This is a genomic window from Pirellulales bacterium (assembly GCA_035546535.1).
Taxonomy (GTDB): domain Bacteria; phylum Planctomycetota; class Planctomycetia; order Pirellulales; family JACPPG01; genus JACPPG01.
In genome coordinates this window covers 25,178-50,380 of sequence record DASZWQ010000069.1, presented here as the reverse complement: position 1 = coordinate 50,380, position 25,203 = coordinate 25,178, and the positions used below count along the sequence as shown (strand labels likewise).

Here is a 25,203-nt window from a genome sequence, read left to right as displayed (position 1 = left end):
AAGGGCAGTCACCTGGCCGGCTTTTTCTTGCGCCCTCTCCAGCCAGCGATCCTATTCGCCGCATGCCTCCGCCCCGCTCTTGCTCTCGTCCAAAATCGGCAAACGGGGTAAAATCTGCGGCGGCGCGAAGAACTCTGTCGATTGCCTGTTGCAGCCCTGCCCAGGCGGGGTCAGCCGGGAGGTTGCGGGGACGTTGGATACAAACCTCATTGTCGAGATGTTGCCGCAGCCGGACGACTACACCTGTGGTCCGACGTGCTTGCACTCCGTCTATCGCTATCACGGCGACCAGATCGATCTGGAACAGGTCATCTCCGAGGTCGGACGAGTCGACGGGGGAGGAACGCTCGACGTTTTTCTGGCCTGTCACGCCCTGCGCCGCGGCTACTCCGCAACAATCTACACGTATAATCTGCAGTTGTTCGACCCGACCTGGTTCCGGCCGCGCCGCGCCGACCTGGCCGAGTTGCTGGTCCAGCAGAGGGAGTACAAGTCGTCCCCGAAATTGCGGGTGGCGACCCAGGCCTATCTCGAGTTTCTCGAACGCGGCGGCCAGCTGCGCTTCGAAGACCTGACAGGGCATTTGATTCGCAAATATCTGAGCCGTTCGATTCCGGTGTTGACGGGCTTAAGCGCCACGTATCTGCACCGGGCCGCCCGCGAATATGGCCCCACGTGCGAGCCGGACAGCGTGCGCGGCGAACCGACGGGGCATTTCGTGGTCCTGTGCGGATACAACCGTGACACGCGCGAAGTCCTGGTCGCTGATCCATTGGCCCCCAACCCCGTGGCCGGCGACAACCGCTACGTGGTCAGCATCGATCGCGTCATCTGCGCCATCCTGCTGGGCATAGTCACCTACGATGCGAACCTCTTGATCATTGAACCGCGCAAGCAGCGCAAACAAGGAAGTCATGCCGGTATTGATCGTCGTTAACAACGTCAGCGAGTGGCCGTTTCAAATACCGGGGGTGGCGGTCATCGATGCGAAAAGCTACCTCACCAAGCCCGAGTACGGCGAGGTCCGCGGGGCCAAGGTCTTTAACCTGTGCCGTTCCTACCGCTATCAAAGCCTGGGCTACTACGTGACGCTGCTGGCGACCGCGCGGGGGCACAAGCCGCTGCCGAACATCATGACCATCCAGGACATGAAGTCGCAGACCGTGGTGCGCTTCGTCTCGGATGACCTGGATGATTTGATTCAATCCAGCTTGGCGCCTATCGAATCGGACAAGTTCACGCTCAGTATCTACTTCGGCCGCAACCTGGCGCGGCGCTATGATCGCTTGAGCCTGCACTTGTTCAACCTGTTTCAGGCGCCGCTCTTGCGGGCGCAATTCACCAAGAACGGCAAGTGGCAGTTGCGGCAGATCGGACCCGTGCCGGTCGACGGCATTCCGCCGCAACATCGGCCGTTCGTGCTGGACGTGGCGACCGAGCATTTTTCCGGTCGCCGGGCTTCGCCGCGCAAGCGCAACCTCGCCAAGTACGACCTGGCGATCCTGGTCAATCCCGACGAGCCTTTGCCGCCGTCGGACGAGAAAGCACTCGACCGCTTCGTCCGCGCCGCCGAGGCCGCTGGGCTGCAAACCGACCTGATCGGGCGGGACGATTATGCCCGGCTCGCCGAGTTCGACGCGCTGTTCATTCGCGAGACCACGGCCGTGGCCCACCACACCTTCCGCTTCGCGCGGCGCGCCGCGATGGAAGGGCTGGTCGTCGTCGACGATCCGGAATCGATCTTGCGCTGCTCGAACAAGGTCTACCTGGCCGAGCTATTGTCCCGGCACAAGATCGCCATCCCGCGCACCGTAATCGTAAACAAGGACAACATCGGCACGATCGGGGATGAACTCGGCTTCCCCTGCGTGCTCAAGCAGCCGGATGCCGCCTTTTCCTTGGGAGTGGTGAAAGTCGAAAGCCAGCAGATGCTCGACGACTGTGCCGAAAAGTTCCTGGAAAAATCCGACCTGCTGATCGCCCAGGAGTTTCTGCCCACGGCTTACGACTGGCGTGTCGGCATTTTCGACCGCCAGCCTTTGTACGCCTGCAAGTATCACATGGCGACGGATCATTGGCAGATCGTGAAGAACGAAGCGTCGGGCAAGCGCCGCTACGGCCGCACCGAAACCTTTCCCGTGCAGCAGGCGCCGCGCCAGGTGATCAGCACGGCGCTAAAGGCTGCGAACTTGATCGGCGATGGCCTGTATGGCGTCGACATCAAACAGAGCGGCCGGCACTGCTACGTCATCGAAGTCAACGACAACCCGAACATCGACGCCGGCGTGGAAGACAACTTTCTGAAGAACGAGTTGTACACCCGCATGATGGATGTATTTCTGGAACGCATCGAAGCCACGAAGGCTGGCAAGAGGATCTCGTGAGCACCGCCCTGCGACTACGTTTGTTCGAGGCTTTCGGCGTCGAGCTGGAATACATGATCGTCGATGCGCAGTCGCTCGACGTGCGGCCTATTGCCGACGAGCTGATGCGCGACGCGACCGGCGGCGAGGAATACGTCGGCGACGTCGAGGCAGGCGACGTCTCCTGGTCGAACGAACTGGTGGCCCACGTCGTCGAACTGAAAACGACCGATCCCGCGCCGTCCTTGGCGCCGCTGGCCGGATCTTTCCAGGCGCAGGTACGTCGCATCAACGAACTGCTCGCGAGACATGGCGCTCAGCTCATGCCCGGCGGTATGCATCCGTGGATGGATCCCGCGCGCGAAACCAAACTTTGGCCGCACGATTGCAACGAGATCTACGCGGCCTTTAACCGTATCTTCAACTGTCAGGGGCATGGCTGGTCGAACCTGCAAAGCGTGCATCTGAATCTGCCGTTCGGCGACGACGCCGAGTTCGGCCGGTTGCACGCCGCGATTCGCCTTGTCCTTCCGATTCTGCCCGCCTTGGCGGCCAGCAGCCCCATCGTCGACGGCCGGGCGACCGGCATTCTCGACACGCGCCTGGACGTCTATCGCACGAACAGCCGACGCATCCCTTCGGTCACCGGGCACGTGGTTCCGGAAGCGGTGTTCAGCGAAGCGGATTACCGGCAGGTCATTTTGAACACGCTGTACGCCGAGATCGCACCGCACGATCCGGATGGCGTCTTGCAGGAGGAATGGCTGAACGCTCGGGGTGCGATCGCGCGGTTCGAGCGGAACACGATTGAAATTCGCGTCCTCGATATCCAGGAATGCCCGGCGGCGGATTTGGCGATCTGCGGTTTGGCCGTCGGAACGTTGCGCGGACTGGCCGACGGGCGCTTTGGTACGCTCGACGAGCAGCAGGCCTGGCCCGCCGAACGATTAGCAGAAATCCTGCTGGCCGCGATTCGCGAGGGCGAACAGGCCGTGGTCCGCGACGCCGACTACTTGCGCCTGTTCGGTATGAAGGCGTCGTCAGCGACGGCGGCCGAACTGTGGCGGCATATCAATGAGCGCGTCGCCGACCGGCCGGCACGCACGCCGGAGACGGATCGCGCCTTGGAGGTGATCCTGCGTGAAGGGCCGCTCGCGCGACGCCTTTTGCACAGGCTTGGAAACCGAGCCGACGACCGCCACGCCCAAGCGCGTGAATTTGCCCGACTGTGCGATTGTCTAACGCGCGGCGAGATGCTTTTGTAGGGTGCCGTGTGGGCACCATCGCGCCAGCGATAAAACCGTGGCGCCAGAGGGCACCCTACTCAGACGCCGGAACCTTCACCTCGCGACGCGCTCTGACCTAGGCCATTCCCACTCCACGCAGTATAATTCTCGGGCGTGGGACATCGCGGCATTTGCCGCGGAATCGAGCTTTTTCGTCGCGCGGCTCGTCCACGTTCCCTCCGTTGTGATTCCGGGCCCTCGGTCGTGGCAAGTCGACTGCGATGCCCTTTCTCTTGCCGCCAGTTTTATTTTGTCACGGGTCAGAATATGTGCCGATTGTACGGCCACATTGCCGCGCGTCCGCTGCCGCTGGCCGGTGTGCTGCTCGATGCGCCGCATTCACTTTTGACTCAGAGTTGCGGTGACTGGCGGGGCGAAAAGCATCGCGATGGATGGGGCATCGGCTACTACCAGGACGGCAAGCCGCAGGTGATTCGCCGGCCGACGGCGGCGCCCGAGGATAAAGAGTTTTCGGCATCGGCCCGCGCGATCTCGTCGAACGTAGCGCTTGCGCACGTGCGGCAGGCGTCGGTCGGCGACCTGTGCGTGGCCAACGCGCACCCGTTCGCGTTCGGTCCCTGGATTTTCATGCACAATGGCACGGTTACCGGGTTCGACAAGCTGCGTTCCCAGCTGGTCGAAGAGACCGATCCCGGTCTGCGCCACCAGGTGGCCGGCACCACCGATAGCGAGCAGGTGTTCTTCTGGCTCTTGAGCCGCTTACGAAAGGCCGGCCGGGCGGCCGAGGCGCCGTGCCAGGACGTGACGCTTGTCATGCGCGAAATGGCCGCGGCGATTCGCATTTTGGCCGAGCGCAGCGCCGCGACAAAGCCGGCCGAGCCGACACGTTTGAATCTCGTGCTTTCGGACGGCCATGTCTTTGTTGCCTCGCGCTGGAAGCACACCTTGTATTGGACAAATCACGCCGGCCCGCTGGCGACAAGTTCGAACGCGGGAGCAACGCCCGGCGTGATGGTCGCCTCGGAGGCGATCGGTGACGAGCCGTGGTCCGAAGTGCCGGATGGCCACATCTTGGCGGTGGACCAGGATTACGTCGTGCGGTGGTTGGCGATTTGAAAATTCGGACACTTGGGTGTAGGTAAGCTCGCCATCGAATGCGAGTGTTAGGATAGAGTGGAGGCGGGCCATGCGGGCTCGTCCGTTCTGAATAGGACCATTTCATGCGTCATCCCCTGCTAGCGCCTGATCTGCGTGAGCTCGTGCTCGAGCGCGAGGAGAAGGTGCTGCGGGATTTCTTCGTGCCGCACCATCCCGCGGCCACGGCCGAAATGCTCGATGATCTTGCGCCCGAGGAAGCACTGTACGTGCTGACCCTTTTGGCCGGACGCGTGCGGGCCGAGGTCTTCTCGTATCTGGAAGCCGAGCTCCAGGATGGCATCGCGCAATTGATGGATCGCGGGGCGCTGGCCACGCTCGTCAGCGCCATGTCGCACGACGAGCGGGCCGATTTGATCACGCGGCTGCCCGAGGAGCGCACCGAGCAGATTCTGCCGCTCTTGGCTCAGGCCGAGCGCGAGGATATCCGCCGCCTGACGGCCTACAAGGAAGACACCGCCGGCGCCGTGATGACGAGCGACTACGCCACGGTGCCCGCCGAACTGACCGCCGCCGAGGCCATCGATCGCCTGCGGCACGAGGCGCCCGATCGTGAAACGATTTATTACTGCTATGTGCTCGACAGCGAACGTCGGCTCGTGGGATTCGTGTCGCTGAAGAACCTGATTCTTGCGCCGCAGCATCGCCGCGTGGCCGACATCATGCAGCGCGAAGTGATTTCCTCGGTCGTCGATGAAGATCAGGAAGTCACCGCCGGCAAGCTGATGGAATACGACTTGCTCGCGCTGCCGATCCTGGACCACGAAAACCGGCTCGTCGGCATCGTCACGCACGACGACGTGGCCGACGTCATCGTCGAAGAGGCCACGGAAGACGTCTATCGCTTGGGCGCCGTCGGGCCGCTCGAGGACAGCTACCTGCGAACGCCGCTCGTCACTATGTGGGGCAAACGCAGCTTCTGGCTGGCGATTTTGTTTTGCGCCGAGTTCATGACCATGATGGTCCTCTTGCGCTACAAGGAAACCTTCGACGCCGTGCCGGGCCTGGTCCTGTTCATCCCGCTGATCATCTCGGCCGGCGGTAACTGCGGCTCGCAATCGGCCACGATCATCACCCGCGCACTGGCGCTGGGAGAGGTACGGCCCGCCGATTGGTTCCGCATCGTCTGGCACGAGATCATGATGGGCGCGTCGTTGGGCTTGACGCTCGGCGCGCTCGGCCTGTTCGGCGCGATTGGCTTCCTGCACGTACTGGGAGGCCATGACGAGTCGGTCGGAGAGGTGACCGTCGCGCACATGGCCATGGTCGTGGCGATGGGCGTGGCGACCGTCGTGGTCTGTGGAAACCTGGTCGGCGCGACATTGCCCCTGGTCCTTAAGCGCGTCGGGCTCGACCCGGCGCTCATGTCGAACCCAGTGGTCGCCAGCCTGGTCGACGTCACCGGCATCCTGGTCTATTTCGCGATTGCGGAAGCCTTTTTGATGTGACGGCGTCGGCTATTTAACCGCCGAGCTTGCTCGGCGCTTCTTCGACGCGAAAGATGCCCGGTCCATCTTTACTTCGCCGTAGCCAGAACCGTGAAGTAACTCTTCACCACGCGGTCGAAATACTCGGGCCGCATTTCCATCGGCAGGCCGTTGTATACGCAGTAATTGCGCACCTGGCCCAACAGATCGCGCGGATGGCAGCGGCGCATCGGCAGATTGTGGGCCCGGTAGTGCGTCCGCAACAGATGATCCACCACGTCCGCGCGGTAGTCGCAGCCAAAACCCACGGCGTACAGCTCGAAGAGATGGTGAAACTCGGATTCGTCCGGGTCGTTGATCTGGATCTTGTAGGGAATCCGCCGCAAGAAGGCTTCGTCGACCAGATCCGAGGGTTCGAGGTTCGTCGAGAAGATGATCAACTGCTCGAACGGCACGCGGATCTTCTTGCCCGTCGACAGGGTGAGAAAATCCATTCGGTTTTCCAGCGGAATGATCCAGCGATTCAGAAGCTCCCGCGGCTCGATCCGCTGGCGGCCGAAGTCGTCGATCAACAGACAGCCGCAATTGCTCTTCAATTGTAGCGGCGCTTCGCTGGTATTGCTGACCGGGTCGTGGCGAATTTCCAGGCCGTCCATCGTCAGCTCGCCACCAACGATGACCGTCGGACGGCGCACTTTGACCCACCGCCGATCGTGCGAGGCCGCCTTCATCAGCGTTGATTGCTTGTTCTCGACCGCTTCGTGATAGACGCTATCAAAGAGCTTGATGATCTGCCCATCCTCGATCAACGTCTGCGGCATCCAGATGTGCTGGCCAAAACAAACCGTGATCCGCCGGGCCAGCGTCGATTTGCCATTGCCAGGCGAGCCATACAAGAACAAGCCCGCGCCCGAGTTCACGGCCGGGCCCAGGCTGTCGAACAGCGCGGGATTGATCGAGATGTCGGCGAACGCCTTCTCTAGTTTCGAACGCTTGGGCGCTTCGGCCCGGATCGATTGCGCTTCGACCGACAGCAGATAGTCAGACATGGGCACCGGCGCCGCACCGGTATAAGCACAGGCGTCGCGAAATGCCGCGGCCCGCTCGCGCCCCTGTTCGGTGAGTGTGTAGTAGTAGTCGTTCAACGGCGCCGAGCCGGTGTGTACCAGAATCTGCCGCGTGCGCAGGCTTTGATACAAGGGATCGAGCACGCCGAAGGGCAGGCACAGGGCATCGGCCAAAGCCCGGCCGCTGGAGGTGCCGATCGTCGATAGCTGCTTGGCAATCAACGACTCGATCAGCGAAACGGCCAGGCCCGTTTCTTCAATCGAGTGTGGCTCGGCCGGAAAGAATCCTTCGTCGGACAGCACCGCGGCTAATACGCTGTCGCGGCCCGTGGTTTCCGTAGCAGACATCGCGGCCCCTCCCTCGACAAGGACGTGAATTCGTGGCGAGAAAGTTTAGGCCACGAATTAGTCGGCGGACGGCAGCAAGCAGCCGGCAGTTGCATAGATATTAGCCGCCGGGCTTGCCCGGCGAGTCTCTCGCGCTCGTTTGCCGGGCGATCGCACTGCCATTAAACTGCCGCGAACATTTCTCGCGGAACGATTTCAATGCGGAGGATTCCCATGGAGGTCAAGCCGATCGTTCTTGAAGGGCGCGTAGCGCGGCTGGAACCACTGGCAATGTCGCACGCTGCGGATTTGGCCACGGCCGCAACGCCCGAGATTTTCACGAACACGTTTCCGCCGCCGGAATATTCGCCGGCCGGCATGCAGGCGGTAATCGGCTATCTCGGCTCGCTCGCCGATTGGTGCCCCTTCGCGATCGTGCTGCGCGAGTCGGGCAAGGCCGTCGGTATGACGTGCTATCTCGACATTCGCCAGCGCGATCGGAATCTCGAAATCGGCTTCACCTGGCTCACCAAGCCGCTGCAGGGAAGCGCCGTAAATCCCGAATGCAAATACTTGTTGTTGCGGCACGCATTCGAGCAACAGAATGCGATCCGCGTTCAGTTGAAGACCGATAGCCGCAATAAACAGAGCCAGCGGGCGATCGAGAAGCTAGGCGCCGTGCGCGAGGGCATCCTGCGCCGACACATGATCATGCCGGACGGTTATATCCGAGATACAGTGATGTACAGCATCACCGACCAGGAATGGCCCGCGGCAAAAGCGAAGCTCGAAGCCCGTTTGCGGTACGTACTGTAGCTGCACCCACACGCCTTCTAGGAGGCAAAAATGAAAAAGCCGGAACGACTGGCGGCATTGCTCATCATGAGCTTTTTAGCAATGTGCCACAGTACACCGTTTGTTCCCTCCAAAGTGCATGCTCAAACACCCGAGACGTCGTTGATTTCCGACCTGGTCTCGAACAATTGGCAAAAGGTTCGGCTTGCGAAGCCCAAGTTCGAATCGCAAGAAGCCGACGGCATTGCGGCGGTCATTGTCCTGCTGGACCGCGATGATTTCGTTCCTCTCACGAACACATCTGACCTGATTTATCCCGGCGCGATGACGTTCTATGGGCACGGGCGCATTGTGGACTACGATTTGGACCGGATTGCCGTACGTGCGGGCTGGGTTCTGGAAGAAGCCGCGTTTCAGAACTTTGGCTTCAGCGAAGGCGCGATTCGTGAGGAGGATCTACTCCAGGCTGCTATCAAAGGTAAAACCGACGTGCCGTTGAAGGATGTGGTGCCCGCAAAACGTGACGAAGCGTCCCGAGCAGACCGCATCAATAAGGCGCGAAATCGAGCCAAGGCATGGTGGTCAGCGGCGGGAAAAGATTGGTCGAGGTACGCCGCACTCAAAGACGCGCTGATCAGCGGCGACGCAAAGCGCGAGATGGAGGCGCTCGGCTGGCTCCGTCACGGTGAAACCAAGTGCAAAGGGCTCAATTCGGAGAGTTATGAGCGTGACCTACTTCCGATCGTCAAAAAGCTCGTTTCCGCACAGGATGAAGGAGTGGCCCAGCAAGCAATTCACTTAAGAGGGGAACGGGGACAGTGGTGGCGGAAGGATGAGAATACGAAGTAACTTCAAAACGGATCATCAAACCAGAACCACAGCGGCAAGCACTCACAGACTTTTCGGCGACACGGGTACGCGCCCAAAACGCTCACTGGTGGCAAGCCACCAGTGGCGCAGGGCGAGTCAGCGACATTCGGTATTGCCTTCCGTCTACCGCTCGAACAGCTCTTTCGCCGGGACGACACGAATATGGTCGGCCGCGATGGGCAAAGGCCACGATTCGATCTCCTTGTCCTCTTCCAGGATCTCGGGCGGCGTGCCGGCCGTGTCGTAGACCAGCGGCGTCGGCTTGCCCGAGCGGACCTGGTCGCGGAAGCGGGCACCATCGTCCGTTACCACCGCGATCGAGACATTCTTCGCTTGCAGATGCTTGCGAATCGCCGCGTTCACCTGCTCGCGCGTCATGCTGGGCAACCGACGGGCGAGTTCCTCGATTTGACTCGCGCGACCGTAGAACTGGCCGTCCAAATCGTAGCCGACGCGGCGTGACTGCGACTGCGCCCACAACTTGCTGTAGTGGAACAGGAAATTGCGGGTTGCTTCGAATTCTTCCTGGGTCAGTCCGTCTTTGACCAGCTGATCGAGTTCTCGCAACGCTTGTCGCAGCGCGAACACGCCCTTGTCGTGCGGCACCGGACGAATCCAGATCGAAAAATACTGCTGCCGCCGCGGGACTCCGGGCAGAACAAACGTGCCCGGCCCATCCTGAATGAAGTTTTCGATATACGCGTAATCGCCGTAATTGAGGCCGCGTTTGCCACGCATGTTCTTCATCAGCCGGCCGTTGAACGTGCGATGCTCGCCGAAGGCCGAACTGGCAACAGCCAGCGCATAGTAATCGTCGTCAGCCCGCGTTATGTCGATCGGAAAGCCGAGCGAAATGGCCGTGGCGATGGTCGGCTTTTCGACGATCGTTAGTTCCAGCCCATCAGGCTTGTGCGGCGCCGGCAAATCGGAAACGTTCGCCTTGCCCGCTGGCAATCCGGCGGCGAGGTCCTTGGACAGCCGCCCGCGGAAGGCATCGCTAATCCCACCCGCGGCCACGGCTGTCATCGCGGCCTGCGTGTAGTGCGTCTTGTAGAAGTTGCGGACGTCGTCGAGCGTGATCGCCTGCAGGCCCGCGATCGTCCCTTGGTCGACATGCCCGTAGGGATGCGTCGGTGGGTAGAGCGACAGTTGCAGCGTCCACTTGCCCAGGTTCTCGTCGTCGTTGCCGCGCAAGCGGGCCGAGAGGTAGCTAAGGTGCTCCTGACGAAGGCGTTCGAAGTCAGCCTGGTCGAAGCGCGGACGCAAGAGCGTGTCGATGAACAGTGGATAGAACTCGGCGAGCTTGTCGCGATGGACTTCGCCCGTGAAGATCGTCACTTCTTTATCGCATTGACCGTCCATGCGGCCAGCAAGCGGATAGAGCAACTCGAGCAGTTCGGAATAAGAGACCTCATCCGAACCCCCTTCGGAAATCATGCGCGCCGTGAGTGCGGCCAAACCTTCCTTGCCCGGCGGGTCGTTCTGCGATCCGGCACGGAAGGCGATGCGCAAGGTCACCAGCGGCGACCCGTTTTTCGTGCCGGCCTCGACCGAATCGTTGGCTTTCTGCGGCGCGGCCTTGGCAGTTTTCGCCTTCGCAGCAGGCGCGGTCTCCGGCCTTGCTTTTGTCGCCGCGGGGGCACTGTCGGCCTTGGCTGTTTGGTTCTTCGCGGCTGCATCCTTTTCGCTCAGCAGCGTGACAACCGTGCGGTTCTCGGGCGCGAAATACTCTTTCGCCACCCGTTGCACATCTTCGGGTGTGACCTGTTCATAGGTGGCGTAAATCTGATTCAGCGAATCGGGATCGCCCGTCAGTTCCAAGAACGATCCCAGCCCTCGGGCAATGGCATTCGTCGAATCAAGGCTCGTGGCAAAGCCATAGCGCATGTGCGATTTAATGTCGGCCAATTGCTGCGCGTCGATTGGCTTCTCGGCCGCGGCGGCGAGAGCCTGGTAGATCTCCTTTTCGATCGCCGCCATGTCGGCCGCGTCGTGCAGACGGGCCATGATCGTGAACAGCGTCGGATCGCGATGGAATTGAGCGCCAGCCGTGATCGTTTCGACCCGGGCTTCGTCCAGCACCAGCTTGCGATAGAGCGGGCTGACCTGCGAGAAAATCGCCTCGCTCAAGACATCGAGCGCTGCGATGTCCCGGCTCTTCGGATCGAACCCCGGGACGTGGTAGCCGATGTACAAGTACGGCTGCGTCACGCCTTTCCATTCGAGGTCGCGGCGCCGCTCGGCCGTTTGTGCAGGCTCGGCGGGAATTTCGATTTTCGCCACTCCCGCCCTCCAACCGCTGTATTGCCGGCGCGCCAGCTCAACCACTTCCTTGTGCCGGGCATCACCCACCACCAGCACGATGCAATTGTCCGGACGGTACCAGCGCTCGAAAAACTTCCGGCTGTACTCGTACTGGTTGGGCATGTCGACGATGTCTTTCAAGAAGCCGATCGTCGTGTGTTTGTAGGTGTGCTTCTCGTAGGCCACATCCTGCATCGTCTCGTCCAGCAGCAAGAGCGGTGACGAAGCGATCTTGTTGTATTCCCCGAGTACGGCCCGGGCTTCTTTTTGAAACGCGGGCAGGTCGTAGCTCAGGTTCTGGAAACGATCCGCTTCGAGCTCGATGATCGTCGACAGTGCATCAGCCGAGGCCGTGGTGTGATAGGCGGTCCAATCGTCGGTCGTAAAGGCGTTCGAATCGGCGCCCATCGCCTTCATCTTGGCGTTGTATTGCTCGTTGCTGTTGCGCGGCGTACCGCGGAACATCATGTGTTCGAAGAAATGAGCAAAGCCCGAGAGCCCTGGCTCGATCTCGTTGCGCGATCCGGTGCGGACGATCGTGTAATATGAGATCACCCCCGGCGTGTCGGCCGGAACGGTGATGATCGTCAGCCCGTTATCGAGTACCGTCTTCTCGATCGGAAACGGAAAAACGGGCTGCTCGGCGGCAGCGGCCAGAGTTCCGACCACTCCAAACGCAACCGTTCCGGCGAGGAGGGCCGGGCAACAAATAGTCCGCAGAAATCTGAAGAGTTGCACGAATCGACTCCTAAAGGTGCAAGATGATGACGTGCGCCGAGAACGGGCTCTCGCGAGGGCCCGGGCGCGGCATCACACTCTTTGTAACGATGGTCCGTCTCGTTTGGTTCGCCGGGCCGCCACGCGTATGAGTGGCAGCGCCCAGCGGCGAGGCCCTGAATTCCAGGCCGCCTTGTCCAAGAAGCTACCACGAATCCCGCTCGCGAGGATAGCCGAAGTGGCTTTCGCAGGCTTTCCCCTCGCGTCTTTTGATGCCTCGGACCGGTGTCACGTCGACGGCGCTTCCGCGGTTCGAGCCCCCCGAACAATCGGCCAAATCCGCGCCATGCGCAAGGCGTGCGAATCTGTCTCGTCGAGTGGCCCGACGGCACTGCGCCAGGCCGCGAATATGCCCGCGCGCGTCGGAATCGGAACCTATATTTCCACTGACCGCCTGGGAATTCAACTGGGGCGAGAGCCGGCAAATACCGAAGCGTCGGCACGGTGCAGTCTTGGAATCGATGACCATGTATCTTCCTTCGATCGTTGCGTTGGCAGCCGTTGCCACGATTGGTTATTTGATGGGGCGGCGCTCCCAACAGCAACAGCCCGAATATCACGGCGATCGCGCGCGTCGCGAGCTGAAGCGTGCTCGGGCCGTGGCAGGGCAACTGGAAGAAATCGCCGACCGGATTCGCAAGAACCTGGCCACGCATCAATCGAGCATCGCCAAATTCAAAGACCGCGTCAGCGAGCTCAGCTCTCAAGAAGAACGCGCGGCCTGGTGCGAGTTGTTTCACGAAGCCGAAACCATGGTCAAGCCGACGCTCGACCTCGCGGCGCAAATCTCTTGCGCCTACGACGAGCTGCGGCAACAAACCAGTCATTTGATGACGTTCACGGAGACCCGCAGCGATCAATTGACCGGTGTGAGCAATCGCAAGGCCTTGGACGAGACGCTGGAATCGTCCTTTGCCCTGCTCACGCGCTACGATCAGGGTTTCGCCCTGGCAATCTTCGACATCGACCACTTCAAGCAGATCAACGACGTCCAGGGGCACGTGCTGGGCGATCAGATTTTGCAGAAGGTCGCCCGCATCCTCGACGACGAGACCCGTGAGACCGACCTGGTAGCCCGGTACGGCGGTGAGGAATTTGTCGTGGTCATGCCGCACACCGACCTCGAGGGCGCCTCGTGCTTCGCCGAGAAGATTCGCCTGGCGGTCGCCAACTCAGGGCTGGTCACGATCAGCGGCGGCGTGGCCGAGGCCAGTCATCAGGACGACCCGAAAATGCTGTTGGCGCGTTCTGACGCCGCGCTGTATGCGGCCAAGGCTGCCGGCCGGAATCGCATTCACTGCAACACCGGGATCAGCGTCGAGCCGTACCTGGCAGACACGCAAGAGCTGCCCGCGATTTCCGCGGCCGAGGCCCTCAGCAGCTGAACACCTGCCGAGGGGACCTTCGATTCGCCCCGCCACGGCTGTTCGCGGGCGGCTTCATTACCCGCTGCTCGCTCAGAATCTCTCTTCTCCCCGCTCGCGCACCGCATCGGGAAAATCGCGATACAGCGCGAACGACAGGTCGGTCACCAGCGAATTCACGGCGTGATGCAGCCCTTCGATGGGGCCGGCGCGGCGGGCGACGTGCTGAAAGGCCGCTTCGAGCTGGGCGAGATCGGTGACCTCGATCGTGATGTGAAATTCGCCCAACTGCGGCGGGCCAAAGCCCAGTTTACGTCGCGTGATGCGAAAGCCGAGGATGAGTTTTTCCTCGCGAAGCTGTCCCAGATAGGCATCCACGCGCTCGCAAAACGCGACGTCGCCCGTCCCCGGCTTCAGATTGCACCAGACGTGGTAGATATCCATGTCAATCGCCCCTGCGGCCCAAAAACGGACCAAAGTGTTTGTCGCCATTCGATCGGCACGACCTGCAAAGTGCAAGAGATGGCATAGCGCAACCTGGTTCGCAAGCGGGCCCCGAAATCTCTATCGGGTGATCACGAGTCCGGCGCCCGGACGGCACCCTACTTTCCGCGCAGGAAAAAGCCCGCGGTGCCGCGATTCTGAAGCTGCCGAACAGAATCGCGGCCCGCGGGCCGAAGGCGACGCCCAGTCACTCGCACGAGCGGGCCTCCGTGCCGCGCTCGTCGATTCGTCACCCCCCATAGGGTTACGCTGCCATGCGCACCGCAGGTACTTCGCCACCGACGCCCGTGATGAACTCTTCGAAGATGCGCAAATCTAGCGCCGAGGCGGAGTCACTCTCTGGATGGAACTGTGTGCCAAATGCAAACCAATCAGGCTGCGTGCTCTCGATGGCTTCGATCACGCCATCCGGACAACGGGCCGTGACCTGGAAACCGGTGGCTACTTCGTCGATGGCCATATGGTGGAAACTGTTGACGCGAATCTCGCCCTCGCCGTAGACCCGCTCCATCAAGCTGCCGGGCACGACTTCCAATGCATGACGGTGTGCCGGATCGAGCGGGTCCTTGTGCGGCAGGGCACGCGGCATGTCCTCGGGCACGTGCAGAAACAAGTTGCCTCCTTGCGAGACGTTCAACAGTTGCACGCCTACGCCGATGCCGAAGACCGGCATGCGGCGAGCCGCGATCCTATTCATCAAGCGGCGATCGAAATCCTCGCGACGGGAATCGAGCGTCCGCACGGCCGGGTGCAGCATGAAACCGTCGCGCCGCGGGTCGAGGTCCGCCCCGCCGACGAGCACGATACCGTCCAGCATGTCGAGAATTCGCTCGACATCGTCGTCATCCGCCAGCGGCGGGATCACGACGGGCACGCCGCCCGAGGCAACAATCGAATCGTAATACCCGGCCGAAACATAGCTAAACGCCGGAGCATCCTTCTTCGCGGCGCGGTATTCAGCGTTCAATCCGATCAGTGGCTTCCGTGTCATATCAGGCTCCTTCCTGGAGGGCATAATGCCCTCGCCGTGAACAATAGTCGGCGAACGACTCGTGCGAGGCGCCCCCGGCAAGCGTGGAAGGGAAAGAGATACAACCCGAGACAGCAAATTGCGGGCATCGGCGATCGCGGTCAGCCGCGCTGACCGGCAAAAGCCGGCGACGGGCGATGCGGGATTCGACCATCATCCTTGATACCACGCGATTGGCTCCTGGGTCGCTCTCGGCCCATCCTGGGTCGTTGCTAGAGCGATGTCCGTATCGTATGGCCTCGAATCGTTCGCTGTTCCCTCAACACGTCCTTCAGGTGGTGAGTGAACTGCTTAGGCACGTTATAGGCGTGTCTGAAGAAGTGGCAAGCAATTCCATGATTTTGACGCCTGGCCCAGGTGCTGGCACAATATCCAGTGCAAGCACGATGGCGATAGCATGCGCGCGGGTCGTGTCGACCGTGAGAACTATCGCTAGATTCTCGCGCCGTCGGATGCCGTATGTTCCCAATGCCATTAGACTTCCGTGCGCTACGAAATCGTTAGTCGGCGACCGTGAGAATTCCGGACGCTAGCAAAGGCCTCGTTGCGTAACGCGGGCGGGCGACCAGGAATTTTTTTCCACGCCGATTTTGCTTCTTAACCTCGCGAGATTCTCGAAACCTCCTCGAAATGTGCGACACGCTGGCCATCGTCGAAAGTGGACGCGTGCTGTTTGCCAAGAATTCGGATCGCGATCCGAACGAAGCGCAATTGCTCGAATGGCATCCGCGCCGCGCTCATGAGCCGGACGCACGATTGCGCTGCACGCATCTCGAAATTGCTCAAGCGCGCCAGACGCACGCCATCCTTATCAGTCGTCCCTACTGGATGTGGGGCGCCGAAATCGGCGCGAACGAACACGGCGTCGTGATCGGCAATGAAGCGGTGTTCACGCGCGAAGCGTATGCAAAGGCCGGCCTAACCGGCATGGATCTGCTGCGGCTGGCGCTCGAGCGCGCGGCGAGCGCCGCCGATGCCGTGGCCACGATCGTGGCGCTATTGGACGAATACGGTCAGGGCGGCGGATGTGGACATGAAAACCGGCGATTTACCTATCACAATAGCTACATCGTGGCCGACACGCGTCGGGCCTTCGTCCTGGAAACGGCCGGACGTTTGCACGCCGTGGAAGAGATCGTCGGCGCCCGCAGCATTTCGAACGGTCTGACGATTCCCGGCTTCGCCCGTGCGCATGGCGATTCGATCAAGACCCGCGTCTCGGCGTGCCGGCAACGGCAGAAACTCACGCAGGAGCGTGCCGGGCGCGCAGGCTCGCTCGCCGATTTGATGGGTATCTTGCGGGACCATGGCGACGGCCGTGAAAAGCCCTCGTACTCTTGGCTCAACGGGGCCATGGCCGCGCCCTGCATGCACGCCGGGGGTGTCACGGCCGCATCGCAAACCACGGCCAGTTGGGTCTGCGAATTGTCTCCCGCAGGGCAATCACACTGGGTCACCGGCACGGCGGCCCCTTGCCTGGGGATTTTCAAGCCCGTGCAGGTTGACGACCCGCTCGACCTCGGGCCGCGGCCGACCGATCTGGCCGATCCCGATTCACTCTGGTGGCGGCACGAGCAATGGCACCGCCGCGCAATCCGCGACCCGGGACGACTGCCTCCTTTCTTTGTGCCCGAGCGAGACGAGTTGGAATCGGCCTGGCTGGCGTCACCCCCGGCGCCTGTCGCAGCCTTTGCCGCGGCCGACGAATTCCTGACGCGCTCGGTCGAGCGGATAAAAGCACACACCTCGCGCGATACACGCCCCCTTTTCGTGCGGCGCTACTGGGCGAAGCGAAATCGCTGGGCCGGATTGCAACTGGACGGGCCAAATGTCGTACTTCCCAACGCCGCAACGCACTCGTACGCCGAGAGTTTTCCCGGTGGGTAGAAATTCCGGGGCAAAAGGGCTAGTCTATTGTGCCCGTCCCATCATCGTGCTCGCTCGCGATCTCCCGTTCGGGCCACGGAGACGCGGAGACCGTTTATCGGCGCGGGTCACCTGGAATTGCGGAACGTAGTTAGCATTGTCCGCCGTCTTGCCGCGAGGCGCCGGACGTAGCGATCACCGGCCGGCGACCAGGCCAGCGAGCGCTCGTCAGAATCTCCTTGGATGCACAACGATGCCGATTCAACTCACTCCGCGAGAGCGTCAAGTGGTCCGTTTGCTCAGTTTAGGATGCACCGTGCGCGAGGCGGCTAAAGTGCTCAAGCTCGCGCCCAGCACCGTGGATAATCACAAAGCCAAGGCCATGAGTAAGCTCGGCACGAACAAGGTTGCGCTTTTGACGCGGATCGCCATCAAGGAACGGGTGAGCAAACTCACCGACCGATTGAGCGCGCAGGAAAAACGCCGCAGCGGTCGCAAGAACGATGGCTGGAACTAGCCGGCTGTCTGCCCCCCGGGTCGAGCGGAGCGTTGTATTGGCGATTCTTGAGGTAATGACAAGCAGGGAGGCTTTGCCCGATGGTGTTCGACAAGCTGGAAAACTCGGCCCAGTACGCGGCGATTCACCCGCGGCTCGCCAAGGCCTTTGAATACTTGCACACGGCCGACTTGGGGCAGTTGGCGCTCGGCCGGCACGACATCGACGGCGACCAGATCTTTGCGCTGGTGCAAGAATATCGCACGCGCCCCGATAACGAAGGCTTCTGGGAATCGCACCGGCAATATATCGACGTGCAACACGTCGCCAGCGGCGCCGAACGAATGGGCTACGCCAACATCGATCGGTTGAAGGTGCGCCAAGAGTACGATGCCGACAAGGATGTCGCCATCTACGACGGCCAGGGCGATTTCTTCGTCGTCGGAGCCGGCATGTTCACGATCTTCCAGCCGCAAGATGGCCACATGCCCTGTCTCAGTCCCGGCGAGGCGACGACCGTGCGCAAGGTCGTGATCAAAGTCGCGGTGTGAAGCCGCATCCGTTGGAAAACATGCGGCGAACGCGCCACGAAACGCTCTATATCCCATTTAGCCGGCGGGCTCGCCCCGCTTCCTGCAGCGCCTCGCCCGCTGCGATTGCCGCATGTTTTTGCGCCGCGATCGCACGAAAGCCCAAGCCGCATCGTTTTCGGACCGCACAATCGCGACGACTCGTACGATGCGAACGTCGTGACGAAAAATCGCGCGAAATTCTATTGCGCTCGCGCCAAGAAACATTGAATCCGCGAAGCGCGATTTGCTAAACAGAAGACGTCGGCCGACGGCGTGCGTGTGGCGAATCCGAAGCACACCATAGGAGGGCAAGTATGCAAGATCCACCGGGCCACTTGGCCTGAGTCGCGCGAGATTAGCGTCTCTCGCTTCTCACTGGGCTGGTCCCACCGTTCGCACTGTTACTCGCGTTCTCTGTTCTCTGACCGCCGAATCCTCTCGCTCCTCCTGCGGAGCGCACGGCTATCGGCCGGGATGCACGCCTTCGGGCCTGCTGAGCACAGTGCGCGAAGAATTGAACGAGCCTCTTGTCCTTTCACCGCCGAACGAATCGGCCAACCCGCCGCGCCCCTCACCAGGCGCGGCGGGTTTGTTTTTGGGCAGGTGGTGGTCGATTTTGGCTGCAATAGCCGTCCCATCATGCCACGCTGGCGAGAAGAACCCCCACAAACCCGGCAGCAGCATCGCTAGCAGCCGCTCGCCTTGACCGCGCCAGGGCACGCTCTCATAATCCCCCTCCCGCCGTGGCCACCGGCCGCTTGTGACCGGCTTGCGCCACGCATTCGTGAGGGACCTTTGCATGACGCGCTCGCTCTGGCCTGTCACTTTCTGTGCCGCCGCCGCAATTGCCGCCGGCTGCAACTCTCCTTTCTACACCGATCGCGGCGCCTTGGTCGGCGCCGGCGTGGGAACCGGCGTAGGAGCTTTGACCGGTGCGGCTGTCGGACACCCGGGCGTCGGGGCGCTCGTCGGCGCCGGTGTGGGCACCTTGACCGGAGCCGCCGTCGGCAGCGGACTCGACGACATCGAAGCCCGCAATCGCGCCCAGATCGCGGCCACACTCGGCCGCCAGGTTCCGCCGGGCAATGTCTCGTTGCCCGACGTGATCGCCATGACCAAGGCGGGAGTCAACGACGAATTGATCGTGAATCACATTCGCAGTAACGGCCTCGCGCATCCGCTACAGTCGGGCGACCTGATCACGCTACAGCAGAACGGCGTCTCGACGCGCGTGATCAGCGCGCTGCAGACCGCGCCGCAGCCCGGTGCCCCGGCGCCGGTTGGCCCCCTGCCACCGCCGTACGTCGGGCCGGCCTATTATCCGTATCCCTATTACGGGCCGTATTGGGCGCCGCCGCCACCCTACTGGTACTACCGGCCGCGGCCCGTCGTCGGCTGGGGCGTGTCGGTCGGTGGGCCGCTGTAAGGACGCTCAGGATCTCAGGCGCGGGTTGCAACGTGGGTACCACTGGTGGCTCGTCCACCACTGTCGAACGTCGCACAAGCACTGGTAGACCAGGCTGCCCGTGGCACACCCGCAGACGGCGGGACGGTCTAAATCTTCGGGCCATCGCGCGCAAAAAAACGGCGACGCTGGAGGCCCGCATCCAGCGCCGCCGTCGTGCGATACGGAATCGAATCAGCTACTGGCCGCCGGCTTGCCCACCCGCGGCCGCCTTGTTCGATGCCTCTTTGGCTTCCTTGACCACGTGCCCCGTCTTCGGGTCGATGTTCAGGTCCAGGTTCTCATTGTCCTCGGTGTAGAAGACAAAGCCGTACATCATTTCCTCGTACGTCTGGTCCCCTTCCTTCACCGTGGTGGTCGGGTCAGGGTTATAGGGATTGAACGACGAATTGTCGAAATGCGCCGTGACGTCGATCTCGGTCCCCTTCGGGAACTTCTTGGCGTGCGGCCGCCAGACGTACGAGACCTGCCAATTGAAGTCGTAGTTCGGGATGGCCAGCAACCGCTCGTTGCTGCCGTCCGGATACTTGGCATCAAAGAGCATGTCCTTGCCGCGCAGGTGCATGTGGCTGAAGAAGCCGACCAACGTCGAATCCTCGGCGAAGGTGCGCTTCGCTTCGACCAGGTGGGCCGGGTCACCCGGAGGGATCGCGAACGTGCCGTTGTGCGCCCGGAAGTGCTTCAACTGCTTGTTGATCTTTCCCTTGGCAAACGTGAAGCCGACGCTTGATTGGTCGGTCGTCTTTTCGCCCGTCGTCACGTAGTGAATCTGCAAGACCAGCACCGAGCCCTTGGGAATCTTGAAGCCTACGCCTTCGTCCAGCACCATCGGAATGCCGCCAGGCACCTGGCCGGTGATGAACTGTGCGTCGCTGTACTTACCCTTGATCGGGTCAATGTAGGCCATGTTGCAATGGTGCAGCGCGGCCTTGTTCTCGGGCAGAATCTGGCAGCCCGTGATCCAGGTGTCCTCCTTGAAGAGATGGTTCAGGATCACGTACTTGTAGGGAATATATCCGGTCGCGGGAATCTCGACGCGTTGCGGCATCTTGATCACCAGGTCCGGTCCGTCGATCTGCCATTTGCCGTCGGGCCACTTCTTGGGCGCCGGAGCCTTCGACAAATCGCCCTGCTGGCAGCCACCGGCCACCCATTGGGCGATCAGCAAGCGCTCGTCGGCCGGGATGCCTCGCAAGTTCACGAAATCGCCGTGCTGATGGCTGGCGTATTCGGGCGGCATGCGCCGTTCCTTGACGACTTCGGCGATCACGTCGGCGTGATTCACCGCGTCTTCATAAGTCACCAGGGAGAACGGGCCCTCGGCGCCGGGGCGGTGGCATTCTTCGCAATGCTTCTGCAATAGCGCCGCCACTTGTTCGCCATAGAGTACGGGTTTGTCCGGCATCGGAATCTTGGCCGCCGGAATTGGGCAACCTTCGACCGTCGTCTCGGCGACTTCCACCGGCCGACCGGCCAGCACGTCCTCGATCGCCATCTTCAGATCTTCGCGACCGGTGTTCGGCTTCAACCCGGCGACGCTGAACTGGCTGTCGACACGGCCGCGATAGCGCAACTTGCGCTCACCGTCGAGCACCACCACTTGCGGAGTACGCGTGACGCCCAGAGCCGGCGCGACCACGCCGTCAAAATCCTTGCAGAAGGGGAACGACGCATCGAGCTGCAGGCCTTGATAGGCAACTTCCACCATCGTGTCGTTCGGCGCGACGTTGATCACGACGAACTGCACGTCCTTGTTGCGATACTCTTTTTCGAGTTCGACGATGCGCGGCATGTAGCGCTTGGCCACCGGGCAATCCAACGAGCTGAACACGACGACGTAGGCCTTCTTCTCGCCCAGATCCTTCAGCGAGTGCGAAGCGTAGCGCAGATCCTTGAAGGTGAAGTCGGGCGCCTGCGCGCCGATCGCCAGAGAGGCACTTTTATCAGCGGCGGCCGAATCTTTCGTAGCTTCCGCGCCCCAAGCGGTCGATGCACCGAGGGCAAACAACGCCAACACCCAGCACGGCGTGCGCAACATCTCGCTCTCCTTAAGAATTGACCCCGAAGGCCAAAGGACGGCCCGAAGAATAGCACGCTAAGTATAAGCGAATCTGATTGGCGAATGCAATCTCTGCGCAGGGCGGATTCAAAGGTGCCCAGGCGGGATTTTAAGCCCTTTGCTGGAGCAGTTCCCGCAACTTACCGCTCAAAATCGCACGCCGTCCGCAAACCAGCATGAGTCAATGCATTGCCAGTCGCCGTTACGTTTGGCGAACCAGACGTAAAGCGTGCCGCCGTTCAGGCGGCGATAAATCAACGTCCGGTGCGGGCCCACCGACATCGGCCTGAGCTCGGCTCCCAACGGCTCGTACCCGGCCACATCCTCGTCAGCCTTGCCAAAATCTGCGACGACGGCGGATTCCGCTTTTCCGATCAACTCGCCCTCGATCAAGGCGGGTCGTCCGTTCACAGCAATGCGCCCGAAAAAACAGATCGCCACCACAAGTAGCGCTGCTGTAATCGCAGCCCGTAACAGACGATTGCGGGTTATTTGATGGTCGATTTTCACGACGATAGGTGACCAGACAACTTTCGCTTTCTACATAGCCGCGTTGCGCACGATCGCGATTGCCACGGCCGCCAATGTCACGGCGAGCAAGAGACTCGCCAGGCCGAACTGCCACCAGCGGCGCCTGGCACCAGGCTGAGTGATACCCAGCAGGATGATCATGGGCACTCTCACCAGAGAATGGCAAATGATCCGGGCGGCGAAATGTCTCGACACACACCGCATGACAGCAAACATCGCGCGCTTGACCGGCCAATAAGGCGCGCCGACACTACCAGTGACTATTACCTCCTCAGCGTGCTATTCCGTCTAGGGAGAATTCTACATGCTAGCCCGGCTACACGGTATTGGTTGCTGTCTGGTGTTATTCGCGAGTGCTCCGGCCGGACCTGTCGCACAGGCCGCCGACGTAACCTCCAAACGCGCTCAGGCCGACTGGCCGCAATGGCGTGGGCCGCACCGCGATGGTGTGTCCCTGGAAACAGGCCTCTCGCACGATTGGTCACGGAAAGCTCCGCCGCTCGTCTGGAAAACGACCGGGCTGGGCGAAGGATACTCCAGCGTGTCGATCGCCGGCAGCATCATCTACACGATGGGCGATCGCGAGGACGATCAGTATGTGATCGCGCTCGCGGAAAAAGATGGTCACGAGCTGTGGCGCACGCGCATCGGCAAATCATGGCAAGGCGGCGGTTATGCCGGGCCGCGCTCGACGCCCACCGTCGACGGCCGTCTGCTGTACGCCATCGGCCCTCACGGTGACCTCTTGTGCCTCGACGCCAAGACGGGCCAGCCGCAATGGCAGAGAAACTTCAAGACCGACTTCGGCGGGTTGATGATGTCGCATTGGGGTTTCAGCGAGTCGCCGCTGGTGGACGGGAAACGGCTGATCTGCACGCCGGGGGGCAAAGACGCGGCGATCGTGGCCCTCGACAAGCTCACGGGCCAGGAAATCTGGCGCTCGCAATTGCCGGCCAGCGAAGGCAGCAAGCGCGAGGGGGCTGGGTATTCGTCGATTGTTGTCTCTGAAGCGGCGGGTGTCCGGCAGTACGTGCAATTGATGGGGCGTGGACTGGTAAGCGTGCGCGCCGCCGACGGCGCGTTTCTGTGGTCCTATGAACGCGTGGCCAACAAGACGGCCAATATTCCTACACCGATCGTCAAAGGAGATTACGTCTTTGCCTCGACCGGCTATCAGACCGGCAGCGTGCTCTTGAAGCTCGTGCGCACCGCACAGGGTGTCGACGCCCAGGAAGTGTATTTTCTCGATTCCAAGACCCTCCAAAACCATCATGGCGGCCTCGTGCTCGTCGGCGATTACCTGTACGGCGGGCACGGCCACAAGGCCGGCTTTCCGGTGTGCGTCGACTTCCTCACCGGCAAGGTGGTGTGGAACGGAGGGCGCGGGCCAGGCAGTGGATCGGCGGCCGTCGTGTACGCCGACGGCGAGCTATATTTTCGCTACGAGAACGGAACCATGGCGCTGATCGACGCCACGCCCGACGCGTATCACCTGCGCGGCACGTTCGAGATTCCGAACGTGGAAAAGCCGAGTTGGCCGCATCCAGTCGTCACCGGTGGCCGGCTCTACCTGCGCGAGCAGGACGCGCTATTGTGCTACGACGTGCGGAAGTAGCGTTTTTGTGAACAAGACTTCACCACGGAGGGACGGAGACACAGAGAAGCAGAAGTAAGAATGCAGCATGATGCACGAGGAACATTGGACGTCGACAGTCCATCATTCAGCATTCATCATTTCTTCTCCGTGTCTCAGTGCCTCCGTGGTGAGTCCCTCTTCAAAGACATGACCGAAAAGCCATCCACGATGACAATACAGCTAAACCGACGAAAGGCTGTGCGTTTGATGGCGCTCGGCAGCCTGGTGCCGAGCCAACTCATCGCCTCGCGCGCGCTTGCTGATGAACCAATACACGATGAATCGCCGCGGCCTGCGTCGCTCGCGGACTACTCGATCGCCTACAGCGGCCCAGTTGAGGAACTGATCGGCGATTTACTGCACTCGGAGCGCGGCGATCCCAAGCGCGAGTCGGCAACTCCGCACGACGAATGGTATTCCGAGCACGTGCGCCGCCGCATGGGGGCGTGGGGGCCGAAGCCGCGGCTCTATACGCCGCTCGAAGGCCTGTCCGCGCGGCCGCTCGAGTGGAAGCGCGAGCGCGTGATCGCCACGGCCGAGCGATTCATCGGTTACGGCTATCAACACCATCACATACCCGATTGGAATCCGCCGGCCCATTGGCCCTGGAAACAAACCTGTGTCGGCCACAATGGGCCAGGCTTCGACTGTAGCAATTTCACGAGCTTTGTCTTCAATCAAGGCTTTGGGATCAAGATTTCCTCCGCGGTCGGCGAGCAGTCGCGCGCGGATCATGGGTTTGTCAAAGGGCACCCCGTGCGCATCGAACACGTCGAATTGCCTGCCGCCTACGACAAACGCGTGAACCTGCTGCGCACCGGCGACTTGCTCTACATCCGGGGCCGCGAGGACGGGCCCATCACGCACGTCGTGCTGTGGGTCGGCCCGATCGGCCGCGCCGCGAGCGGTTTGCCCTTGCTCGTGGACAGTCACGGCTCGGGCGTGAACGACGATCGAGGGCGCCCAATTCCCTGCGGCGTACACCTGCGCCCCTTCCGCGAAAACTCCTGGTACAACCGCTGCGCCAGCCACGTGCACCGCGTGTTCCATGACAGGCAAGCGTGAAAAAATGCCACCACGGAGACACGGAGGCACGGAGAAGAAAATGCAAAAGTAAGAATGCAGAATGATGATGCATGTCAAGGTTTTGAATCGCGGGCTTGAGCCTATTCATCTTTCATCGTTTTGCATTCATCATTCTCGTCCTCTTCTCCGTGCCTCCGTGTCTCCTGTGGTGCAATACCTTCCTGTCCAGACCGCACGCGGTAAAATCCTGGCAGTTCTGCGCGTTAACACGGCTCATCGTGCCGTCGGTCGTGGTGCCCGTGCCGACGACGCGAATCATTCC

General features: G+C 61.5%; 21 protein-coding genes. 14 read left to right on the top strand and 7 right to left on the bottom strand.

From position 1 onward, the window contains the following. Positions 1 to 193 precede the first annotated feature (193 nt). The 5 genes from VHD36_09455 (at position 194) to mgtE (ending at position 6,213) form a co-directional block, all read left to right on the top strand. Positions 194 to 937, top strand: a complete 744-nt coding sequence (locus VHD36_09455) for a C39 family peptidase (GenBank protein HVU87537.1) — start codon at positions 194 to 196, stop codon at positions 935 to 937. Next, on the top strand, positions 915 to 2,384 hold the full coding sequence (locus VHD36_09450; protein HVU87536.1) for a RimK family protein: 1,470 nt from the start codon (positions 915 to 917) through the stop codon (positions 2,382 to 2,384). The genes VHD36_09455 and VHD36_09450 overlap by 23 nt, the downstream gene beginning before the upstream one ends. Then, entirely contained in the window at positions 2,381 to 3,628 is a 1,248-nt protein-coding gene (locus VHD36_09445) for a glutamate-cysteine ligase family protein (protein HVU87535.1), read from the top strand. The genes VHD36_09450 and VHD36_09445 overlap by 4 nt, the downstream gene beginning before the upstream one ends. A gap of 288 nt (positions 3,629 to 3,916) precedes the next feature. Next, positions 3,917 to 4,726 (top strand): class II glutamine amidotransferase, encoded by an 810-nt coding sequence (locus tag VHD36_09440; GenBank protein HVU87534.1) that lies wholly within the window; start codon positions 3,917 to 3,919, stop codon positions 4,724 to 4,726. A gap of 104 nt (positions 4,727 to 4,830) precedes the next feature. Next, on the top strand, positions 4,831 to 6,213 hold the full coding sequence (gene mgtE, locus VHD36_09435; GenBank protein HVU87533.1) for a magnesium transporter: 1,383 nt from the start codon (positions 4,831 to 4,833) through the stop codon (positions 6,211 to 6,213). A 68-nt stretch (positions 6,214 to 6,281) separates the two neighbouring features. Here the strand turns inward: mgtE and VHD36_09430 are convergent, their stop codons facing one another. Beyond that, positions 6,282 to 7,607, bottom strand: a complete 1,326-nt coding sequence (locus VHD36_09430; GenBank protein HVU87532.1) for an AAA family ATPase — start codon at positions 7,605 to 7,607, stop codon at positions 6,282 to 6,284. Between the two features lie 213 nt (positions 7,608 to 7,820). Here VHD36_09430 and VHD36_09425 point away from each other — a divergent pair, with 213 nt between their 5' ends. Then, positions 7,821 to 8,402: a GNAT family protein gene (locus VHD36_09425; protein ID HVU87531.1), complete on the top strand. Its 582-nt coding sequence runs from the start codon at positions 7,821 to 7,823 to the stop codon at positions 8,400 to 8,402. A 30-nt stretch (positions 8,403 to 8,432) separates the two neighbouring features. After that, positions 8,433 to 9,230 (top strand): hypothetical protein, encoded by a 798-nt coding sequence (locus VHD36_09420; protein HVU87530.1) that lies wholly within the window; start codon positions 8,433 to 8,435, stop codon positions 9,228 to 9,230. Between the two features lie 144 nt (positions 9,231 to 9,374). Here the strand turns inward: VHD36_09420 and VHD36_09415 are convergent, their stop codons facing one another. Next, positions 9,375 to 12,224: a pitrilysin family protein gene (locus VHD36_09415; protein HVU87529.1), complete on the bottom strand. Its 2,850-nt coding sequence runs from the start codon at positions 12,222 to 12,224 to the stop codon at positions 9,375 to 9,377. Between the two features lie 575 nt (positions 12,225 to 12,799). Between VHD36_09415 and VHD36_09410 the strand changes: the two genes are divergently transcribed. Continuing rightward, complete coding sequence (locus VHD36_09410) at positions 12,800 to 13,717, top strand: GGDEF domain-containing protein (GenBank protein HVU87528.1); 918 nt, start codon at positions 12,800 to 12,802, stop codon at positions 13,715 to 13,717. A gap of 72 nt (positions 13,718 to 13,789) precedes the next feature. Here VHD36_09410 and VHD36_09405 read toward each other — a convergent pair whose 3' ends face one another. Together VHD36_09405 and VHD36_09400 are read right to left on the bottom strand one after the other, a co-directional pair. After that, complete coding sequence (locus tag VHD36_09405) at positions 13,790 to 14,140, bottom strand: DUF6614 family protein (protein HVU87527.1); 351 nt, start codon at positions 14,138 to 14,140, stop codon at positions 13,790 to 13,792. 304 nt (positions 14,141 to 14,444) lie between these two features. Beyond that, the gene (locus tag VHD36_09400; GenBank protein HVU87526.1) at positions 14,445 to 15,191 is read right to left on the bottom strand and encodes a gamma-glutamyl-gamma-aminobutyrate hydrolase family protein; all 747 of its coding nucleotides are present in this window, start codon (positions 15,189 to 15,191) and stop codon (positions 14,445 to 14,447) included. Between the two features lie 669 nt (positions 15,192 to 15,860). On the opposite strand from VHD36_09400, the gene VHD36_09395 reads away from it, so the two are divergent. The 4 genes from VHD36_09395 to VHD36_09380 all read left to right on the top strand — a co-directional run bounded on the left by VHD36_09395 (position 15,861) and on the right by VHD36_09380 (position 19,590). After that, positions 15,861 to 17,117, top strand: a complete 1,257-nt coding sequence (locus VHD36_09395) for a hypothetical protein (GenBank protein HVU87525.1) — start codon at positions 15,861 to 15,863, stop codon at positions 17,115 to 17,117. Positions 17,118 to 17,349: 232 nt separating this feature from the next. After that, positions 17,350 to 17,613, top strand: coding sequence for a LuxR C-terminal-related transcriptional regulator (locus VHD36_09390; protein ID HVU87524.1), 264 nt, complete (start codon positions 17,350 to 17,352; stop codon positions 17,611 to 17,613). 80 nt (positions 17,614 to 17,693) lie between these two features. Continuing rightward, positions 17,694 to 18,143, top strand: a complete 450-nt coding sequence (locus VHD36_09385; GenBank protein ID HVU87523.1) for a YhcH/YjgK/YiaL family protein — start codon at positions 17,694 to 17,696, stop codon at positions 18,141 to 18,143. A gap of 820 nt (positions 18,144 to 18,963) precedes the next feature. After that, entirely contained in the window at positions 18,964 to 19,590 is a 627-nt protein-coding gene (locus tag VHD36_09380) for a YMGG-like glycine zipper-containing protein (GenBank protein HVU87522.1), read from the top strand. A 217-nt stretch (positions 19,591 to 19,807) separates the two neighbouring features. On the opposite strand, the gene VHD36_09375 is transcribed toward VHD36_09380, so the two are convergent. From VHD36_09375 to VHD36_09365, 3 genes are all read right to left on the bottom strand, one after another. Further along, entirely contained in the window at positions 19,808 to 21,667 is a 1,860-nt protein-coding gene (locus VHD36_09375; protein HVU87521.1) for a redoxin family protein, read from the bottom strand. Positions 21,668 to 21,835: 168 nt separating this feature from the next. Further along, entirely contained in the window at positions 21,836 to 22,198 is a 363-nt protein-coding gene (locus VHD36_09370) for a hypothetical protein (GenBank protein ID HVU87520.1), read from the bottom strand. 30 nt (positions 22,199 to 22,228) lie between these two features. Beyond that, complete coding sequence (locus VHD36_09365; protein HVU87519.1) at positions 22,229 to 22,360, bottom strand: hypothetical protein; 132 nt, start codon at positions 22,358 to 22,360, stop codon at positions 22,229 to 22,231. Positions 22,361 to 22,523: 163 nt separating this feature from the next. Here VHD36_09365 and VHD36_09360 point away from each other — a divergent pair, with 163 nt between their 5' ends. Continuing rightward, positions 22,524 to 23,834 carry a PQQ-binding-like beta-propeller repeat protein gene (locus VHD36_09360; protein HVU87518.1) on the top strand — a complete coding sequence of 437 codons (1,311 nt, stop codon included), beginning with the start codon at positions 22,524 to 22,526 and terminating at the stop codon, positions 23,832 to 23,834. Between the two features lie 228 nt (positions 23,835 to 24,062). Next, positions 24,063 to 24,920, top strand: a complete 858-nt coding sequence (locus tag VHD36_09355; protein HVU87517.1) for an NlpC/P60 family protein — start codon at positions 24,063 to 24,065, stop codon at positions 24,918 to 24,920. Positions 24,921 to 25,203 lie beyond the last annotated feature (283 nt).

Bases quoted from the DNA above. Each gene is read 5' to 3' on its own strand.
- VHD36_09380 (HVU87522.1), top strand. From the start codon at position 18,964: ATGACGCGCTCGCTCTGGCCTGTCACTTTCTGTGCCGCCGCCGCAATT.
- VHD36_09360 (HVU87518.1), top strand. From the start codon at position 22,524: ATGCTAGCCCGGCTACACGGTATTGGTTGCTGTCTGGTGTTATTCGCG.
- VHD36_09375 (HVU87521.1), bottom strand. From the start codon at position 21,667: ATGTTGCGCACGCCGTGCTGGGTGTTGGCGTTGTTTGCCCTCGGTGCA.
- VHD36_09440 (HVU87534.1), top strand. From the start codon at position 3,917: ATGTGCCGATTGTACGGCCACATTGCCGCGCGTCCGCTGCCGCTGGCC.
- VHD36_09410 (HVU87528.1), top strand. From the start codon at position 12,800: ATGTATCTTCCTTCGATCGTTGCGTTGGCAGCCGTTGCCACGATTGGT.
- VHD36_09430 (HVU87532.1), bottom strand. From the start codon at position 7,607: ATGTCTGCTACGGAAACCACGGGCCGCGACAGCGTATTAGCCGCGGTG.
- VHD36_09420 (HVU87530.1), top strand. From the start codon at position 8,433: ATGAAAAAGCCGGAACGACTGGCGGCATTGCTCATCATGAGCTTTTTA.
- VHD36_09395 (HVU87525.1), top strand. From the start codon at position 15,861: ATGTGCGACACGCTGGCCATCGTCGAAAGTGGACGCGTGCTGTTTGCC.
- VHD36_09355 (HVU87517.1), top strand. From the start codon at position 24,063: ATGGCGCTCGGCAGCCTGGTGCCGAGCCAACTCATCGCCTCGCGCGCG.
- VHD36_09400 (HVU87526.1), bottom strand. From the start codon at position 15,191: ATGACACGGAAGCCACTGATCGGATTGAACGCTGAATACCGCGCCGCG.
- VHD36_09390 (HVU87524.1), top strand. From the start codon at position 17,350: ATGCCGATTCAACTCACTCCGCGAGAGCGTCAAGTGGTCCGTTTGCTC.
- VHD36_09450 (HVU87536.1), top strand. From the start codon at position 915: ATGCCGGTATTGATCGTCGTTAACAACGTCAGCGAGTGGCCGTTTCAA.
- VHD36_09405 (HVU87527.1), bottom strand. From the start codon at position 14,140: ATGGATATCTACCACGTCTGGTGCAATCTGAAGCCGGGGACGGGCGAC.
- VHD36_09365 (HVU87519.1), bottom strand. From the start codon at position 22,360: ATGATCATCCTGCTGGGTATCACTCAGCCTGGTGCCAGGCGCCGCTGG.
- mgtE (HVU87533.1), top strand. From the start codon at position 4,831: ATGCGTCATCCCCTGCTAGCGCCTGATCTGCGTGAGCTCGTGCTCGAG.
- VHD36_09425 (HVU87531.1), top strand. From the start codon at position 7,821: ATGGAGGTCAAGCCGATCGTTCTTGAAGGGCGCGTAGCGCGGCTGGAA.
- VHD36_09385 (HVU87523.1), top strand. From the start codon at position 17,694: ATGGTGTTCGACAAGCTGGAAAACTCGGCCCAGTACGCGGCGATTCAC.